General features: G+C 70.4%; 16 protein-coding genes and 2 pseudogenes. 13 read left to right on the top strand and 5 right to left on the bottom strand.

Annotated features, from left to right (window positions below; translation table 11 throughout):
• Positions 1 to 606 precede the first annotated feature (606 nt).
• Complete coding sequence (locus H293_RS0141980) at positions 607 to 1,128, bottom strand: cupin domain-containing protein (protein ID WP_020123766.1); 522 nt, start codon at positions 1,126 to 1,128, stop codon at positions 607 to 609.
• A 127-nt stretch (positions 1,129 to 1,255) separates the two neighbouring features.
• Between H293_RS0141980 and H293_RS0141975 the strand changes: the two genes are divergently transcribed.
• The 11 genes from H293_RS0141975 to ssuE all read left to right on the top strand — a co-directional run bounded on the left by H293_RS0141975 (position 1,256) and on the right by ssuE (position 12,906).
• On the top strand, positions 1,256 to 1,690 hold the full coding sequence (locus H293_RS0141975) for an RrF2 family transcriptional regulator (protein WP_020123765.1): 435 nt from the start codon (positions 1,256 to 1,258) through the stop codon (positions 1,688 to 1,690).
• The gene (locus H293_RS0141970) at positions 1,687 to 2,616 is read left to right on the top strand and encodes a DsbA family oxidoreductase (RefSeq protein WP_020123764.1); all 930 of its coding nucleotides are present in this window, start codon (positions 1,687 to 1,689) and stop codon (positions 2,614 to 2,616) included. The genes H293_RS0141975 and H293_RS0141970 overlap by 4 nt, the downstream gene beginning before the upstream one ends.
• A gap of 479 nt (positions 2,617 to 3,095) precedes the next feature.
• Positions 3,096 to 4,658 carry an ABC transporter substrate-binding protein gene (locus H293_RS0141965; protein ID WP_020123763.1) on the top strand — a complete coding sequence of 521 codons (1,563 nt, stop codon included), beginning with the start codon at positions 3,096 to 3,098 and terminating at the stop codon, positions 4,656 to 4,658.
• A 32-nt stretch (positions 4,659 to 4,690) separates the two neighbouring features.
• Positions 4,691 to 5,689, top strand: a complete 999-nt coding sequence (locus tag H293_RS0141960) for an ABC transporter permease (protein ID WP_020123762.1) — start codon at positions 4,691 to 4,693, stop codon at positions 5,687 to 5,689.
• A 3-nt stretch (positions 5,690 to 5,692) separates the two neighbouring features.
• Positions 5,693 to 6,580 (top strand): ABC transporter permease, encoded by an 888-nt coding sequence (locus tag H293_RS0141955; protein WP_020123761.1) that lies wholly within the window; start codon positions 5,693 to 5,695, stop codon positions 6,578 to 6,580.
• Entirely contained in the window at positions 6,580 to 7,443 is an 864-nt protein-coding gene (locus tag H293_RS0141950; RefSeq protein WP_020123760.1) for an ABC transporter ATP-binding protein, read from the top strand. The genes H293_RS0141955 and H293_RS0141950 overlap by 1 nt, the downstream gene beginning before the upstream one ends.
• Positions 7,440 to 8,267: an ABC transporter ATP-binding protein gene (locus H293_RS0141945; RefSeq protein ID WP_020123759.1), complete on the top strand. Its 828-nt coding sequence runs from the start codon at positions 7,440 to 7,442 to the stop codon at positions 8,265 to 8,267. Before H293_RS0141950 ends, H293_RS0141945 begins: the two co-directional genes overlap by 4 nt.
• 35 nt (positions 8,268 to 8,302) lie before the next feature.
• Positions 8,303 to 9,631 carry an LLM class flavin-dependent oxidoreductase gene (locus H293_RS0141940; RefSeq protein ID WP_020123758.1) on the top strand — a complete coding sequence of 443 codons (1,329 nt, stop codon included), beginning with the start codon at positions 8,303 to 8,305 and terminating at the stop codon, positions 9,629 to 9,631.
• Positions 9,628 to 11,376, top strand: a complete 1,749-nt coding sequence (locus H293_RS0141935; protein WP_020123757.1) for an FAD-dependent oxidoreductase — start codon at positions 9,628 to 9,630, stop codon at positions 11,374 to 11,376. The genes H293_RS0141940 and H293_RS0141935 overlap by 4 nt, the downstream gene beginning before the upstream one ends.
• 132 nt (positions 11,377 to 11,508) lie before the next feature.
• Positions 11,509 to 12,279, top strand: coding sequence for an alpha/beta hydrolase (locus H293_RS0141930; RefSeq protein WP_020123756.1), 771 nt, complete (start codon positions 11,509 to 11,511; stop codon positions 12,277 to 12,279).
• A 72-nt stretch (positions 12,280 to 12,351) separates the two neighbouring features.
• Positions 12,352 to 12,906, top strand: a complete 555-nt coding sequence (ssuE, locus tag H293_RS0141925) for an NADPH-dependent FMN reductase (RefSeq protein WP_020123755.1) — start codon at positions 12,352 to 12,354, stop codon at positions 12,904 to 12,906.
• A 26-nt stretch (positions 12,907 to 12,932) separates the two neighbouring features.
• On the opposite strand, the gene H293_RS0141920 is transcribed toward ssuE, so the two are convergent.
• A complete protein-coding gene (locus H293_RS0141920; RefSeq protein WP_199790260.1) occupies positions 12,933 to 13,547 on the bottom strand; it encodes a TetR/AcrR family transcriptional regulator in 615 nt (204 codons plus the stop codon).
• 81 nt (positions 13,548 to 13,628) lie between these two features.
• Between H293_RS0141920 and H293_RS53225 the strand changes: the two are divergent.
• A pseudogene (locus tag H293_RS53225) lies at positions 13,629 to 14,485 on the top strand (SDR family NAD(P)-dependent oxidoreductase).
• 83 nt (positions 14,486 to 14,568) lie between these two features.
• Here H293_RS53225 and H293_RS0141910 read toward each other — a convergent pair.
• The 3 genes and pseudogenes from H293_RS0141910 to H293_RS57840 all read right to left on the bottom strand — a co-directional run.
• Entirely contained in the window at positions 14,569 to 15,081 is a 513-nt protein-coding gene (locus tag H293_RS0141910; protein WP_078612842.1) for a transposase, read from the bottom strand.
• Positions 15,082 to 15,183: 102 nt separating this feature from the next.
• Positions 15,184 to 15,984 carry an alpha/beta hydrolase gene (locus H293_RS0141905; protein ID WP_020123752.1) on the bottom strand — a complete coding sequence of 267 codons (801 nt, stop codon included), beginning with the start codon at positions 15,982 to 15,984 and terminating at the stop codon, positions 15,184 to 15,186.
• A 482-nt stretch (positions 15,985 to 16,466) separates the two neighbouring features.
• Positions 16,467 to 16,565 (bottom strand): annotated as a pseudogene (locus H293_RS57840) (IS5/IS1182 family transposase); the annotation flags it as partial.
• Here H293_RS57840 and H293_RS0141900 point away from each other — a divergent pair.
• Complete coding sequence (locus tag H293_RS0141900; RefSeq protein ID WP_020123751.1) at positions 16,533 to 17,300, top strand: alpha/beta hydrolase domain-containing protein; 768 nt, start codon at positions 16,533 to 16,535, stop codon at positions 17,298 to 17,300. The pseudogene H293_RS57840 and the gene H293_RS0141900 overlap by 33 nt on opposite strands.
• Positions 17,301 to 17,409 lie beyond the last annotated feature (109 nt).

The raw sequence follows: 17,409 nt of genomic DNA, 5'->3' as shown, positions 1-17,409 counted from the left end.
GCGCTCTCAAAGTGACATCGCCATTGCGTACATGTCAACGGATGGAACATCTCAATGCGCGTCAGCGCCCGGGGATCGCGCTCCGCGGGTGTCGTCGTGGGGTTTGCAGATCGGCCGGAAGGTGCGGCGTTGGGGATCGGGCAGCACTGCCCAGTACCGTCCGGCACCCTTCTTCTTGTACGAGGGGGTACCCCGGCGTGTAGCCGTGCTACGCACCGGGACAGACCTCTCAGCGGCAGCCGCACCCACCTCGGCGGCGCCGAGGGCGCGGGGTCCGCCGGCAGCGTGGCGACACCATGGTCGGCGGGCGCGTCGCGGTGCGGGATGGGGTTGGTCGCGGTGGCGTCGGTGACGAAGGTGAGCCGGTAGCCGAGGTCGCTCGCGACGCGGGTGGTGGGCTTCACCACGGTCTCCCACGGCGGGCGGGCGCGGAAGGATTCCCGGACGTCGATGACGGTCAGTGCCCGGGCCATGTCGCCCAGCCCGACCGGCGCGGCCGAGGGGCAACCGGGCCATCGACTCCCGCGCCGGACCGATCCGGTCACGGCGAGAGCGACCGGGACGAGTCGAGCGACGTAGACCACCGCCACCGGGCGCAGAATCGGCTCACCCCCGGACGCCGGCGTCCTCCTCGCCTCCCAGGACGTACAGGTTCGGGAGGTTCACCACAATGGCCTCCTGCGTGCTGCGGGCGATGACCACCACGGCCTCTTCGGCCGGGTCCGGGTTCTCCTCGCGGTGGGGCACGTATGGGGGGACGAAGATGTAGTCGCCGGGAGAGGTGCGCAGGCGGATCTCCTCCGGCGTTCCGCCGGAGTCGTCGAGGAAGACGAACTCGGGGTGTCCGCTCAGCACGTGGATGGCGGTCTCGGACTCGCCGTGGTGGTGGTCCGAGGACGCGGTCGAGGGGGCCACGTGGGTCTGGCCCATCCACAGCTTCTCGGAGCCCACGGTCTTGCCGCTGACGGCGGCGAACCTGCGCATGCCTCCGGACTGGGCGGTGTCGCCGTCGAGTTCGTCGGCGCGGATGTGGTGCAGCCGGGCGCGCAGGGACGTTTCGGGGTGGCTCCCGGTGTCGTGGAGATGAGGGTGGAAACCTTCGCCAGGAGTGGTCAGCGGCTCGCTCATGGGTCGGACGCTAGGAGCGCGCCGGAAAGGATGTCAAGAGGTGTCCATTCCACTTCACCTGCGGCAATGTTCCCGCAATATGCGATGAGGGCCTGAGCGTCGGCCATTCGTCGGGCATCATGTGCCCATGCATATCTCCGCGAAGGCGGACTACGCCACGCGGGCCCTGTTGGAGCTCGCCCGCGAACCCGACCGCCCGTTGACGTGCGAGGCCATCGCCGCCTCGCAGCAGATCCCGTTCCGCTTCCTGAAGTCCGTGGTGAGTGAGCTGCGCAGAGCCGGGCTGGTGCGCAGTCAGCGCGGCTGCGAGGGCGGCTACTGGCTCGGCCGGCCCGCCGAAGAGATCACCCTGCTCGATGTCACGCGTGCCGTGGACGGTGAGTTGATCACTCTGCGGGGCGAGCCGCTGGCCGGGCTCGACTATCCCGGCCCCGCCTCCGGCCTGCCCGGGGTGTGGCGCCGTATCGAGGCGGATGCCGCCGCCGTCCTCGGCCGTACCACGCTCACCGCGCTGCTGCCCGGGGAAGCCGGCGGGCAGTTGGACCGCAAGGGTGCCGCGTGACGAGTGAGCCGGAGACGGATCGCGCGACCGTCGAGGTGGTGGAGTACACCGACCCGCTGTGCCCCTGGTCGTGGGGGGCGGAGCCGGTCCTGCGCGGACTGCGGGAGGCCTTCGCAGGCCGGGTGCGCTGGCGTCGTGTGTTCTGCATCCTCTTCGACCACGACGACGACCCGGCGCCCGACGCGGCCGCCGAGACCACCTGGTACGCCCGCTACATCGAGGACATCGCCCGCCACACGCAAGCGCCCAGGGCGGTCAAGCTCGGCCGGGTGGCGGCGAGTTCGTGGCCCGCATCGCTCGTCGCCAAGGCCGCCGAGCCGCAGGGCGCCGAGGTGGCCGAGCAGGTGCTGCGCCGGTTGCGGGAGAGCGTGTTCGTGCTCGGCGAGCCCGCTGACACACGCGCCCTCGCGCTGTCGGCGGTGCACGGGGTGCCGGGGCTGGACCTGGAGCGCCTTGCGGCCGACGCGAACTCGGCGGCCGTACTCGACCGGGTACGTGCCGACCACGCCGAGGCCCGCCGCCCCGTCCGCGAGGTGCTGTCCGTGCGGAACGACGGGTCCTCGCCGCATCCCGGCGCCGCGAAGGAGACCCCTGACGGCGGGCGCCGGTACGCGCTGCCGACGCTGCTCGTCCGTTCGGCCGCCGGTGTCCGCGCGGTGCCCGGCTGGCGGTCGTACGACACCTACGCCTCGGCGATCGGCTCGCAGGCGGGACTGCCGGCCACCGCCCCGGTGCGGCTCGATCCGGCGGACGCGCTCGCCCGCTACCGGAGCCTCACCGAGCCGGAGCGCAGGCTGCTCACACGCGGGGCGTGGCCTCCGGCGGACGCGGTCCGGGTGGACACGGCGGGCGGCCCGCTGTGGCTGCATCCCGAGGAGGCGCGCACGCACCCGGCCGTCGGGCGCGGCGCTCCCGCCGCCCCCTGACAGGGCTCTGATCTGCACTCAGAGGCCGTCCCGCCGAATGAGACACCTTTTGGTGTCCATTGACAGCCGCTGACGGACGGCCCCAGGATGTTCACCATGCTCACGACGCACCCCGGTGTGGTGTGCCGCTACGTGGACCTGCGGCGCACCTGTAGCGCTCTCTGTCGCTGACCACCGGCCGCACCCGGCCCACAGGCGCCCGACCGCTCGCGACGGCACCCGCCTTATGCCGGTCCTCCACCGAGCGCCCGTCCTCTCCGGCCGCCTCCTCGGCGCTCGCCTCCCTCTCACCTCCCGGCTCTTCCCCGCGGCTTCGCCGACGCCTCACACCCTGAGTCCGGCATGCCTGTGCGCACACCTGGCGCGCGCCGGCATGTCCCTATCCGGTGTGCGCCGACGTCCGACGCCGCGGCACACCTCACTCGTCCCCGAGCCCGTAGCCCTGACACGGCGCCGGAGCCCTCGCAGAAGGAATCGACATGTTCGGACGCCTCGCACCACCCCGCCCCGCACCCAAGCCCCGCTCCCCGCGCCGGCTGCGCTCCACCGCCCTGGGAACCGCCCTCGCCACCGTGTTCATCCCGGCACTCAGCGCCTGCGGCGGCGAGGCCGCGTCCGCGAGCGGCAACGCCACCTTGAAGTGGACCTCCTCCTACTTCCCCACCCACTGGGACCCGGTAGTGAGCGGCAGCGGCGCACAGTTCCGTGAACTCACTCTGGTGTACGCCTCGTTGACTCGCACCGACGAGAAGGGCAAGGCCGTCCCCGACCTGGCCAAGAGCTGGGAGTACAACGCGAAGGGCGACCAGATAACCTTCCATCTGCGCTCCGGACTCACGTTCAGCGATGGGGAGCCGGTCGACGCCACCGCGGTGAAGGCGGCCATCGAACGAGCCAAGAACCAGAAGAACTCCGCGCTCTTCGGCGACCTGACCTCCATCAAGTCGGTGGACGCCAAGGGGCTCGACGCGGTCGTCCATCTCAGCCAGGTCGACTACCAGATCCCGCAGCTGCTCGGCGAGCGCGTCTTGCAGATCGCGAGCCCCAAGGCGGCGAAATCCCCCACGAAGCTGGACCTGAACCCGGTCGGCGCCGGCCCGTTCATCGTGACGCAGATCGTGCCGGGCACCAAGGCGGTCCTGAAGAAGAACCCCGCCTACTGGGACGCCAAGAACATCCACATCGACAACGTCGAGCTGACCTCGGCTCCCGACGCGTCCACGGTCGTCTCCGGCCTCCAGACCGGTGTCTACAACTTCGCCGACATCGAGCCCAGTCAGGCGGAAGCCGCCAAGAAGGCCGGACTCGACGTCTTCGTCCAGCCCGGCTTCAACGCCTCCAACATCAGCCTCAACATCAACAAGGCGCCCTTCGACAACGACAAGGTCGTCGCCGCGGTCCGCCACGCCATTGACCGTCAGGAGTTCGTCGACAAGCTGACCTTCGGCTACGGCGAGGTGACCGACCAGCCCTTCCCCAAGGGATACGTGGCCTACGACCCCGAGTCGGCGGACACCTACCCCTACGACCCGGCCAAGTCGAAGCGGTTGCTCGCCGAGGCGGGCTACAAGTCCGGTGACCTCAAGCTGAACCTGGTCATCCCGGCCGAGGACCCGCAGGCCGAGATCGTCCAGTCTCAGCTGTCGAAGGTCGGCATCAAGGTCACCATCAAGATCGACAAGAACTGGGCGACGCCGTTCTTCGCCAAGAACCTCACCTTCTCGCTGTACGGCACCACGGGCCGCGACTCCGCGCTGCAGACCCTCACCGCGCACTTCGGCCCGAACGGTCCGCTCAATCTCAGCTCGCCGTACGAGCCGTCCGGCTTCGAGGCCGCCGTCGCCAAGGTCCGCCAGACCCCGCTGGACTCCCCCGACTACACCCAGGTCCTCCAGGCGGCGACCCGGGCCGGCCTGGAGAGCAAGGCGCTGGTGTTCACGTACTCCCAGCCCAACCTCATCGCCAAGAGCAAGTCCATCTCCGCGCTGCCCAAGAACCCGGCCCACATCGACTGGACCGGCGTGACCATCGGCGGCAACTGACACCCCGTCACACCACTGAGAGGGGGCATCCCATGACAACGGACATTAAGCGGGCGGGGACGACGCGACACGCACTGGGTCGTGTCCTGGCCACCCTCGCCCGGTCGGTGGCCATCTTCGTACCGGTCTTCCTGCTCGCCACGTTCGTGACGTTCGCGCTGCGCTCGCTCAGCGGGCTCAGCCCGGCGCGCATCCAGCTGGGCGAGGACGCGACACCGGAGGCGATCGCCAGGGTCGAGGCGCAGTGGGGCCTGAACCGGCCCTTCCTGGTGCAGTACGCCGACTGGTTCGACGGCGTCCTGCACGGACAGCTCGGCACCAGCTGGGCCAACGGCGCCGACATCTCCACCCTGATCGGTCTCGGCCTCGGAGTGAGCCTGTCGGTGGCGACGTTCGCGCTGCTGATCGGCGTGGTCGTGGGCTTCGCCCTCGGCACGGTGGCGGCCCTGCGCCGCACGACCTGGGTCGACCGGGCCATCACCGGCTTCGTCACGGCGATCTCGGTGATGCCGGCCTTCGTCGTCGGGATCGTGCTGGTCGCGGTCCTCGCGGTCGGCTTGAAGCTGTTCCCCTCCGCCGGGTACGTCCCGGCGGAGCAGGGGATCGGACCGTGGCTGGCCCATATCACCCTGCCCGCCGTGGCGTTGAGCTTCGACGTCGTCGCCGACGTGGCCCGTCAGCTGCGCTCCAGTCTCGTCGCGGCCTACCGCGAGAACTACGTGACGGGCGCGGTGGTACGGGGACTTTCTCCGCGCCGGATCTTCTTCGGCCATGTGCTGCGCAACGGCCTCGGGCCGGCGCTCGCGACACTCGGCCTGAAGTTCCCCTCCCTCGTGGGTGCTTCGGTCGTCACGGAGTGGATCTTCGGACTTCAGGGGTTTGGCCGGTTCGCCAACGACTCCGCGCAGGCCGGTGACGTACCGGCCGTACAGGGGGTGCTGGTGGTGTCGATCGTGCTGGTCGTGGTGTTCAACCTGTTCGTCAACCTGGTGCTGGCGCGTGTGACGCCCGCATCGCAGCGGGGGGTGTGACCCATGGTGCGTCGTGTACTCGCCCTGCCGACCGGACGGACCGCCGTCGCCATTCTCGCCGTGATCGCCTTGCTCGCCGTGCTCGGCCCGTGGCTGGCTCCCCAGGATCCGCTGGCCACCAGCGGCAACACCCTCGGCGCCGCCTGCGGATCGCACTGGCTGGGGACCGACTACCTGGGCCGGGACGTCCTGAGCCGGCTGCTCGACGGTTCCCGGGTGAGCGTGCTCGGCTCGCTGGAGGTCGCGCTCACCGCGCTGGTGGTCGGGGTGGTGCCCGGCATCCTGTCGGTCTATCTGGGCCGGGCCTTCGAATGGATCACGCTCAGGCTGACCGACACCCTGGTCGCCCTGCCGTTCCTGCTGTTCGCCGTCGCCGTCGTCGCACTGCTCGGCAACGGCATCACCCAGGCGATGCTGGTCACCGGGGTACTCGTCTCCCCGCTGTTCTACCGGGTCTCCCGGGCGGCGACCCTCGCGGTGGCCCGCTCCCCGTACGTGGAAGCCGCGCTCATCTCGGGCGCCTCGCTCGGCTGGGTCGTACGACGCCATGTCTGGGTGAAGGTGCTGCCGCCCATCGCGGTCGCCCTCGCCCAGACCGTCGGCGTCGGCTTCGTGATCGTGTCAAGCCTGACCTTCCTCGGGATCGGGGTGCAGCCGCCCGCTCCCACCTGGGGCGGCCTGCTCGCCTCGGACCTCGGCTACCTCAGCCAGCGCCCGTGGGCACCGCTCGCGCCGGCCCTGCTGATCGTGGTCACGGTCTGGGCCTGCAACCTCCTCGCCGACGCCATTCGGGACGTCTCAGGCGAGGCGGGCCGCGCGCTGCTCAACAGCCGCAAGGCCCGCGCCAACCGGCGCGACCAAGCCGACCCCGCTCCCGCCGGAGGTGCGTGATGAGCCCACTGTCAGAGAAGCTGCGCACACCTGCCGACAGCACCCTCGCCCAGTCCGTTCTGTCGGTACGCGACGTACGGATCAGCGACCAGGCACACGGCCGGGAGATCGTCCACGGAGTGAGCTTCGACCTCACACCGGGCCGGACGGTCGGCATCGTCGGCGAGTCCGGCAGCGGCAAGACGCTCACCTGCCGGGCCGCCCTGGGCATCCTGCCCGCCCACTTCGAGGTGACCGGCGGTGCGATCGAACTCGACGGCCGGGACATCACCGGGCTCTCCGCGGCCGAGTGGACCGGCCTACGAGGTTCGACGATCAGCGCCGTGTTCCAGGACCCGGCCTCCTACCTCAACCCCTCGATCCGGGTGGGCGCACAGGTCGCCGAGGTGATCCGGGTCAAGAAGAAGGTCGGGCGGCGCGAGGCGCGCGGGCAGACGATCGAGCTGCTGCACGCGGTGCATCTGCGGGATCCGGAGCTGGTGTACGGGCAGTACACCTACGAACTGTCCGGCGGCATGCTCCAGCGGGTGCTCATCGCCGCCGCGATCGCGGCCGGTCCGCGCGTCCTGATCGCCGACGAGGCCACGACCGCGCTCGACGTCACCGTCCAGGCGGAGATCCTCGACCTGCTGGCCGACCTGCGGGACCGGACCGGTCTGGCGCTGGTGGTGGTCTCCCACGACCTGGCCGTCGTCGCCCAGTTGTGCGACGAGGTGCTCGTGCTGCGGCAGGGAGAGGTGGTCGAGCAGGGCCCCACCCACGAGGTCCTCCACCGTCCTCGCCACGAATACACCCGGCTCCTGATCGCCGAGCACGAGCAGTACGGGCTCGACCGGTTCCTGACACCCGAGGAGGACCTATGAGCACCGACGCGGTTCTGACGGTCGAGGGCCTGACGGTGCACTACGGCGCGCGCCGCCGACGCCGCCGTGTCCTGCACGACGTCTCCCTGAGCATCACGCCGGGCGAGACCGTCGGCGTCATCGGCGAGACCGGCTCGGGCAAGTCCACGCTCGCGCGGGCCGTGCTCGGCCTGGTGCGCGCCTCGGGCGGCTCGATCGTCGTGGACGGTGAGGAGGCCGTCGGGTACGGTCCCCGCCAGTGGCGCGCGCTGCGCCGCCGGGGGGTCATCCAGTACGTCTTCCAGGACCCTCTGCGCAGTCTCGACCCGGATCTCACCGTCGCGGACTCGCTGGCCGAGCCGCTGCTCGTCCAAGGGGTGCCCCGAGCCGAGGCGGCCGGCCGGGTGCGGGCCTTCCTCGACCGGGTCCGGCTCACCGAGGACCTCCTGGACCGCCTGCCCGGCGAGCTCTCGGGCGGGCAGCGCCAACGTGTCGCCGTCGCACGGGCGTTGGTCACCGATCCGCGCCTGGTGATTCTGGACGAACCGGTCAGCGCACTGGACTCCGCCAACCGCGTCCAGGTGCTCCAGATCCTCAAGGAACTCCGCGACGACGGGGTGGCCCTCGTCTTCATCTCCCACGACCTCGGCTCGGTGGCCGGCGTCGCCGACCGGATCGCGGTGCTCTACCGAGGCGAGCTGGCCGAGACCGGCGCCGCCCGCGACGTCATCGCCGCACCGCAACACCCCTACACCCGCCTGCTCGTCAGGTCCGCGCCCACCCTGCACAGCGCACCGGCCGACCGGGCCGAACGCGACGCGCTGCGCGCCCTGCTGCACACCTGAGCCGACAGCCCACGACCGAAAAGGACAGGACAGCCATGTCCCGCACGCTCCATCTCGCCCTCCACCCCTACGGCGTCGGCGGCCCCGGCCAGCACGGCCTGTGGAAGGACCCGCGGATCGCGAAGAACGCCAGCATCGACATCAACTACTACATCCGGCTGGCGCAGGCGGCCGAACACGCCCTGTTCGACGCCCTGTTCATCGTCGACAGCCAGTTCATCAACACCACCTACCCGGCGCACTACCTCAACCGCCTCGAACCGCTGACCCTGCTGTCCGCCGTCGCCACCCACACCAAGCACCTCGGACTGGTGGGCACGGCGAGCTCGACCTACAACTCGCCCTTCAACCTGGCCCGCCGCTTCGCCTCACTCGACCACATCAGCGGCGGCCGGGCCGGCTGGAACGTCGTCACCAGCTTCGACACCGGCACCGCCAAGAACTTCGGGCTCGACGAGCACCTCGACTACGCCACCCGCTACGGCCGCGCCCTGGAGTTCGTGCAAGTCGCCCGGGGGCTGTGGGACTCCTACGAGGACGACGCGTTCCCGGCCGACGTCGAGCGCGGCGTCTTCCTCGACCCGACCAAGCTGCACGAACTCGACCACAACGGCGAACACTTCAGGGTCGCCGGCCCGCTGAACCTCTCCCGCTCCCCGCAGGGCCAGCCGGTCATCTTCCAGGCCGGAGTCTCCGAGGAGGGCCGTGATCTCGCCGCGCAGGTGGCCGAGGGCATCTTCGCGCCCGGCGGCGGCCTGGAGCAGGCGCGGGACTACTACGCCGACGTCAAGAAGCGCACCGCCGCCTACGGCCGGGACCCCGACCACGTCAAGATCCTCATCCACGGCGGTCCGGTCGTCGCCGCGACCGACGAGGCGGCCCTCCGTCGCGAGCGCGAGATCTTCGAGGAGGACGACGACTTCGACCGCAACCTCGCGCTGCTGGGCCGCTCCTTCGGCGCGTACGACTTCAGCGTCCACGACCTGGACGCCCCCTTCCCGGACGTCGCCCACCTGGCCGAAAAGGGCGGGCGCACCGGAGCCGCGCAACTCATCGAGCGGGCCCGGAGCGAGAAACTGACGCTGCGGCAAGTAGCCCAGTCTGTCAACCAGTTCCGCCAGTCGCCGTTCGTCGGAGATCCGCGAACCGTGGCCGACACCATCCAGCACTGGTTCGAGGCCCGCGCCTTCGACGGCATCAACCTCGCCTTCCGCACCGAGGAGGAGCTGGACCTCTTCGTCGACGGCGTGGTCCCCATCCTCCAGAAGCGGGGCCTGTTCCGCACCGAGTACACGGCGGACACGCTGCGCGGCAACCTCGGGCTACCCATTCCGGTCAACCGGCACGCGCTGGTGCGGCCGTGAGTGAACTGCCGGAAAGCGACCTGTCGGTGACGGGCGGACGTGACGTCCACACCGTCCGCTTCCCCTCGGCCACTCCCCCGCCGGCGGTCGACGTACTGATCGTCGGCGCGGGACCGGTGGGCCTGGCGGCGGCCGTCGAACTGACCTCACACGGAGTGCGGGTAGCCGTCGTCGAACGCGCCCGTGCCGCGACCCTGGTACGGGCCGGCGCGATGGGACACACCCCGCGGGTGGTGGAGCACCTGCGCCGCTGGCGGCTGCTCCAGCGGGTCCGGGACGCCTGGACCTATCCGCCCGAGTGGCACCGGGGCACCCGGCTGGTCACCTCCCTCGTCGGGCATCAACTCGTGGCCGCACCCCGCCCGTCCTTCGCAGACCGGGGCGGCCCTTTCACCGAGGAGGCCCTGCGCCGTCCCCAGACCGTCTTCCAGCAGGTGTTCCTGGAGCACCTGTCCGAGCAGGGGGTCGCCGTCGCCGGTGGCTGGAAGCTGGCCGGCCTGCGCCAGGACACCGACACGGCCCTGGCCGAGGTCGTGGACACCCGGTCGGGCGAGCACCATGCCGTACGGGCGTCCTACGTCCTGGGCACCGACGGCGGCGGCAGCACCACCCGCCGGCTGGCCGGCATCGCCCGGGAAGGGGACCACGCCACCCAGAAACGGCTGCGGCTCGTCGTGCGCACCGGTGACGTCTCCGACCGGCTCGGGCCGGCCCCGAGCGCCACCAACATCGTCGTCAACGCGGAGGCCTCGGGGTTCCTCGCCGCGATCAGCTCCCGTGAGTGGCGGGTGTACGCCGGTCCGTACCCCCTCGACCACGAACCCGGCGAGGACGAGCTGCTGGCGGTGGGCAGGGCCGCGTTCGGATTCGACGCCGACCTCGAACTGGTATCGGCGACCACCTTCTACCAGGCCACCCGAATCGCCGAGACCTTCCGCCGGGGCCGGGTACTGCTGGCCGGAGACGCCGCCCACGTCCGCACACCCGGCGGCAACCTGGGCGAGGGCATCGGTGACGTCGTCAACCTCGGCTGGAAGCTCGCGGCCGTGCTCGCCGGGCAGGCCCCGCAGTCCCTGCTGGACTCCTACGACCAGGAGCGACGGCCGCACAACTGGCGGGTCGCCGACCACTCGTTGGCCCAGGCACGCCGTACCGAGGCCACCCTCGGGGAGATCCGCCGCGGCGGCATTCCCGACGACGCGGATCTCGGCGCCCAGGCCGTACGGCGACGGGCCGAGATCGGTGAACGCCTGCGCCGGGACCGCATCGGCTCCGAGGGGGTCACCTTCGACGAGCGCTACGACGCCTCGGCGGTCGTCTGGTACGAGCCGGGCCAGCCGGCCGCGGAGGCGCCGTGGCGAGCCGACGTGTACGAGGACGACCCGCGCCCAGGCCATCGCGCGCCCAACGGTCCCGTCGATCCGGGAGGCGGAACGCTCTACGACCGCCTCGGCACCTCCTTCGGACTGCTGGTCCTCACCGAGGACCGGACCGTCGAGCGTGCCTTCGCCGCGGAGGCCGCCGCCCGTTCGCTGCCCTTCACCGTCGTCCACCTCACCGACGCCCCGGCGCGCGCCGTCTACGGCACCGGCAACGTGCTCGTCCGTCCGGACCAGCACGTCGTGTGGCGCGGTGCCCGGCTGCCGGAAGGCGGTGCGGGCGCGGTTCTGGACCGGCTGCTGGGCCTGGATTCCGTCCCGAGATCCGACGGGGCCGACCGGCTCGCTCCGAGCGCCGTGGCCTGACCATGCAAAGCATCCCCCGTGACAAACGAGCGGCCCGGGGCGCACGACTCGGCCTCCAGCACCGGTCCCCGGCGGCCCGCGAGGTCACTTCCCGCCCCCGGCCGAACCGACCCGCATCCACAGGAGCGTGACATGACCCAGTACAGCGACTACTACGGCCCCGAAGGCCTGCGCGTCCGCGGCACCGTCGTCGTGGTGCCCGGCCGGGGCGAGACCCGGGCGACCTACGCCCGGTTCGGCAGGCGGCTCGCCGCGGACGCCTACCGCGTGCGGGTGATCGACGGTCCCCACCTCGACGGTTTCGACGACCTGGAGGCCGCGACGTCCGACTTCGCCGCGCAGGTCGCCGAGGCGGTCGAGGGCACCGCGTCCGAAGGTGACGTGGTCCGGCCCATCGTGCTCGTCGGAGCCGACTCCGGTGCCGCGGCCATCGCCGCGCTCGCCGGCCGGACCGGGGAAAGCTCCGCCCCGCTGGCCGACGCCGTGGTCCTCGCCGGCCTGCCCGGACGGGCCCCGGACACCGTCGAGACCTGGGACGACGAACTCGCCGTCCGCACCTCCTGCCCCGCGCACCGGGGCGTGCTCACCGAGGACCCCGAAGTGCGGCGAGGCGCGCTCGACGACGCCGTACCGGACGCCCTGCTGACCGCCCTCAACGACGGCGACGTGAACGTTCCGGTCCTGCTCCTCGTCGGAGACGCCGATCCGCTGGCCGACCACGAAGTGCTGGCGCGAACGGCGAAGTCACTGCCCCGCGCTCGCCTCTCGGTCGTGCACGGCGCTCACCACGACGTCCTCAACGACCTCCAGCACCGCTCCGCAGCGGGTGAGGTCGTCACGTTCCTCGAAACGCTCCGCAACGACCTGAGCCCCATCGTCACGGTGCGGTCGAGCACGTGGTGAGCAACCGGTGAGCAACCGCCCTACGAATCCGCCCCGTTCGCACGTCTGAACCCCGTCCCCGGAAGGTCCCTCATGGCTGCCATCCTGTCCGTCTCCGGAAGCCCCTCCCCCACCTCCCGTACCACCCGGCTGTTGCGTCACGTGGACGACCGGCTGCGGCGGCAAGGGCACGAAGTAACCCCGCTGGAGGTGCGCTCCCTGCCACCCGAAGCGCTGCTCGGCGCCGACTTCGCGCATCCGGCGATCACCGCTGCAACGGAGCTGTTCGCACAGGCGGACGGGGTCGTGATCGGCACGCCCGTGTACAAGGCCGCCTACTCGGGGCTGCTCAAGTCACTGCTCGACCTGCTCCCGCAGTACGCGCTGACCGGCAAGACCGTGCTGCCGCTGGCCACCGGCGGCAGCACGGCCCACGTCCTGGCCATCGACTACGCCCTGCGCCCCGTGCTCAGCTCCATGGGCGCGGCGCACATAGTGCAGGGCTGGTTCACCCTCGACAAGGACATCGCCGCGGAGGGTGGCGCGTCGCCCGTCACACCGGCCGCCGCGCTAGCGTTGGAGCAGGTCACTGACCAGTTCTCCGACGCGCTTGGCGGCCGTACGGGCAGGCTCGCCGCCGCGGGATGAATCCGTCGGATCCTCCGACGGAGTTTCTATTCCGGCCGCTGAGGGACGAATGCCACCCCCATCGCCTGGTCCAGGATCTCCGACAGCGATCGTGGCCGATCGCTTGCGGTCCACGCGGCCAGCGTGGCCTCGACGCAGCCCAGAGCCGCGGCGATCACGGCGTCGGCGCGCGGGTCGGCGGCGTCGGCCGGGTCGGCCCCCAAGCGGCGGGCGATCTCGGGGCGCAGGAGTTCGTGCCAGCGGGCGTTCTTCTCGCGGTGCCGGGCCGCCAGCGCCGGCGTGTTCACCATCAGGCGGGTCAGGCGCCGTGTGCGCTCGTCGTGGCCCTCGTACTGGTCGATCAATGGATTGAGCGCGTGCCGGATCGCGACCCAGGGTGCTTCGTCGGCCGGGCGGGCGGCGAGCGCGTCCCGCAGGTATTCGGGGGCGCCGGCCGTGGGGCCGAAGAGGGCTTCCTCCTTGGAGTGGAAGCACCGGAAGAACGTGCTGCGCGAGATCTCGGCGGCCGCGCAGATGTCGTCGATCGTCGTCTCTTCATAGCCGTGCTCCAGGACCAGGTCCTGGACGGTCACCGCCACCGCGGCACGCATGGCCTGGCGTGCCCGCGCTCGTGCGCCGCCTGCGGTTCGGTCCGGGTTCATCACTTCACGGTACTACAGGCCATTATTGGTACCGTGTCTCACTTATGAGACTCAGTATCTCTCCAGGAAGAGTGACAAGCGATGAGTGACACCAAGGTGGTCGTCGTCACAGGCGCGAGCGACGGCATCGGGGCAGCAGCGGCGCGGAAGCTGCACGCGGACGGGCAGACCGTCGTCGTCGTGGGCCGCTCCGCCGAGAAGACCCGCACCGTCGCCGCGGAAATCGGGGCCGACAGTTTCGTCGCCGACTTCGACTCGACGACGTCGAGCGTCTCGCTGCCGAACTGCGCGCCGCATACCCCCGGATCGACGTGCTCGCCAACAACGCCGGAGGTGTGTTCGGCACCCGGACCAAGACCGTGGACGGCTTCGAGAAGACCTTCCAGGTCAACCACCTCGCGCCGTACCTGCTGACACGGCTGCTCCTGGACGTCCTCACCGCCTCGCGGGCGTCGGTGCTCCAGACCTCAAGCACGGTACGGTTCGCCAAGGAGATCCACCTGGACGACCTGGACCACGACCGCGCCTACGACCCGGTCCGGGCGTACGGCGCGTCGAAGCTGGAGAACATCCTCTTCACGACCGAACTCCACCGGCGCCACCACGCCGACGGCCTCTCGGCGGCCTGCTTCTACCCGGGCAACGTGCGGACGAACTTCGCCTCCGACACCACCAGTGCGATCATGCGTACGGTCCGCTTCCTCGGCACCAAACCGGTCATACGGAACATCCTGCTGTCCACGCCCGAACAGGGCGCGGACCAGATCGTCTGGCTCGCCGAGGGCACACCCGGCAGGGACTGGCGTTCAGGGGCCTACTACTACAAGCGCAAGGATGTGCCGCCCGAGAACCCGCAGGCCCTGGACGCCGACCTCGCCCGCAGACTGTGGGAACGCTCCGAGGAACTCCTCGCCGGGCGACTGCCCGCACCGGCCTGACAGCCACCGCGAAGTGGCCGTCACCCGGCACTGCCACGACCACCGCCGAGCCTGCACACCTTTTGGACCCGCCGAATCGTCCCCTAACGGAGCATCAGGCGCCTACCCTCAGAATCAGGCTCCTGACCAGCAGGAATAGCGAAACGCTGCTGGAGTATGAGGTGGCAGAAGTACAGCACCCAGATCGCATTCGTCGAGCAGATGACGTTGGGGATCTCCACGTCGCAGGCGAGGAAGGGGAGGAACGAGGCCCACGCATCCGACCAGAGCTTCACGACGCCGGATACGTCCTGCCCCACGCGGCAGCGAACTCCAGGAACCGCGTCCCGGCCGCCTCCGCGGTCGGGGCGTTGTAAACGGGCCTGAGGGCCTTGGCGAGTTGTCCCAGTCCTGGGGGCCCCGTAACCGAACGAGTTGCGCAGAAGATGGACGATGCTGGTCTGGACGATCGTCCGTGGCCAGACGGTTTCCACCCCGCGGGGCAGGCCGTTCAGCCCGTCGCAGACCAGCATTAACACGTCCTCGAGGCCGCGGTTGTTCAGCTCGGTGAACACCTGCAGCCAGTACTTCGCTCCCTGCCCGCGCTCGCCGCACAGACCTGCCTCACGCCGGAAGGCTTCCGACGGCGGCTACGCGAGATGAAGAAGCACGTACGGGTGGATGTCCTCGATCGCAGCGACAGCGGTTGAGAGCACGCTTCAGCGCGTCCCGCGAGCGGCGTCTTCGATTATCTTGACGACCGCGTCGGGGTGGCTGACGTAGACGGCGTGCGAGGAGTTGACCTCCTCAATGTGGGAGTTGGCCCGCTTCGCAAAGAACTCCTGCATCTCCGGCGCGTTGGCCTGGTCATTCTCGGTGATCAGGTTCCAGGACGGGATGGTCCGCCACGCCGCCGCAGTGGTCTTGAAGCCCACCGCGGCCTTCGCGACTGGCCGCTGCGTGGCGGCCATCGCCGCGGCGGTCGCCGGATCGACATCAGCGGCGAACGTCGCCCGGAACCCATCCTGCGCCAGGTACAGGTCGTCGCCGGCAGTCCCGTCCGCGGCCACCGTCGGAACCTCAACCAGGGACTGCGGCGGCGCCGGGTGCTCGATGGGGACATCGGACGGCCCGAAGGGGGTCTCCCCCACGTCCGGAACCAGTGCCGCGAGGTACACGAGCGCCTTGACGTCGGGATCGCCGGCCGCCGCGTTGGTGATGACTGCGCCGCCGTACGAGTGGCCCACGAGCACGATGGGACCCTGGATGCTGCGCAGTACGTCCTTGGCTGCGGCGGTGTCGGTGGGCAGGCCCCGCAGCGGGTTCGACACCGTTCGCACCGGGTAACCGTCCTGGGTCAGCCGAGCAATCACTGTCTTGAAGCCGGAGGAGTCGGCGAAAGCGCCGTGCACCAGCACCACTGTCGGCTTGGCCTCGTGCGCGGCCGGGGCCGGGGACGCGGTGGCTGGCGCCGCCATCGCGGCACCGACCGCAACGAGGGCGGCCGCGCTGGTGGCCACCAGCGTCCTACGAACGGGGATTCGACGTGCCATGGGAAAATTTCACCTCGATAAAAAGAACGTTCTGTCTCGTACAGCATGACAATTGCACGCAGTGTCTGCAAGACAGAACGTTCTACTTCGACGTGAGGATCGTCTCACCCTCCTGGCCAGGTCTCGGACCTGAATGACGCCGTGAGCCGGACACCGAGAGGGCGCCGATCCGGCCACCAGCCCGAGCATGCCGAGGCCACGAACGCCGCGGACGAAAAACGGACCCCGGAAGCCCGGCTATCGCGGCTCAGTGGAACTGGACGTCGCTCCCACCCTTCCAACCGGACATGCCGAGCTCGTGGAGCTGGCCCGGGCGGAACTCCGCGCCCGCACCCTGCCGGACTGTCCCCAGTCGCCCCTGCCCTACCTCATGACCTGGTCCAAGGGCGCATCCAGAAGCAGTTGGCCGGCTACATCCAAGCCGATCGGCCACGAGCTGCCCAGAGTTGGAAGCAACCGAGTCTGCGCCAACGGGCGTTGCGTGCGCGCCGGTGTTCGTAGAGCAGCCAGGCAACATGCTCGACGAGCTCGTGCGGGACGTCGAGCATGGCAGGATACGGAACCACCAGGGCCCCCTGGTCGCCGTTCTCGTCAAGGACGGCGCTGACGGTCAGGCCGATCCGGCCGCCGGGGCTCCCGCGAGGGGGATCTGCAACCACCTTCAGAACGTGGTCGCCACCTCCGCCCTCTTCCGCGCAGTCCTGGACTCCCTCGACGCATGGGTGAGCGAGGGCGTGGAGCCGCCGCCCAGCGCGGTGCCGATCGTCGCGGACGGCACTCTGGTGACGATGAACGCATGGTCGCGTCAGTTCCCCGCCGTGCCGTCCGTCCTGCGGCCCCAGGGTCCCAACGAGCTTTACACCGTGGACCGTTCGGCCGTTCCGCCGGTCGCCGACCGCTCACGCGGGTACACGGTGTTGGTTCCCGCCGTCGACGCCGACGGCAACGAAACCGCGGGCGTACGCGCTCCGATGGTGGCCGTGCCGCTCGGCACGTACACCGGATGGAACACGCGAGCTCCCGGTCAAGGGCACGGTGCGCTGCACGAGTTCAGCGGCTCCACGTTCCCGTTCGCCGCCACGGAGGACGAACGGCTGATCACCGGCGACCTCCGTCCCAGCATCCAGAAACGCTACCGGGACTCGACCGACTACGTCGCCATGATCAAGGCCGCCGCCGAGGAACTCGTGGCACGGCGACTGTTGCTCGAGGAGGACCTCGAACGCGCGCCGGCGGCGGCAGCGGACTGGTCGGCTCCACGTCACCGCTTCGAGCAGCCGTGATGTTCAGGCGATCCCCGCGTGCTGAACGAGGCAGGAGACGGCCAGGCACACCGGATGGCCTGGCGGCCGAAGCGGGCGTCCGCGTCACGGGCTCGTCGGGGCAACTGGG

The sequence above is a fragment of the Streptomyces canus 299MFChir4.1 genome, assembly GCF_000383615.1.
GTDB lineage: Bacteria > Actinomycetota > Actinomycetes > Streptomycetales > Streptomycetaceae > Streptomyces > Streptomyces canus_C.
The sequence above is the reverse complement of the archived record's forward strand: the minus strand, read 5'-3'. Positions and strand labels throughout refer to the sequence as shown.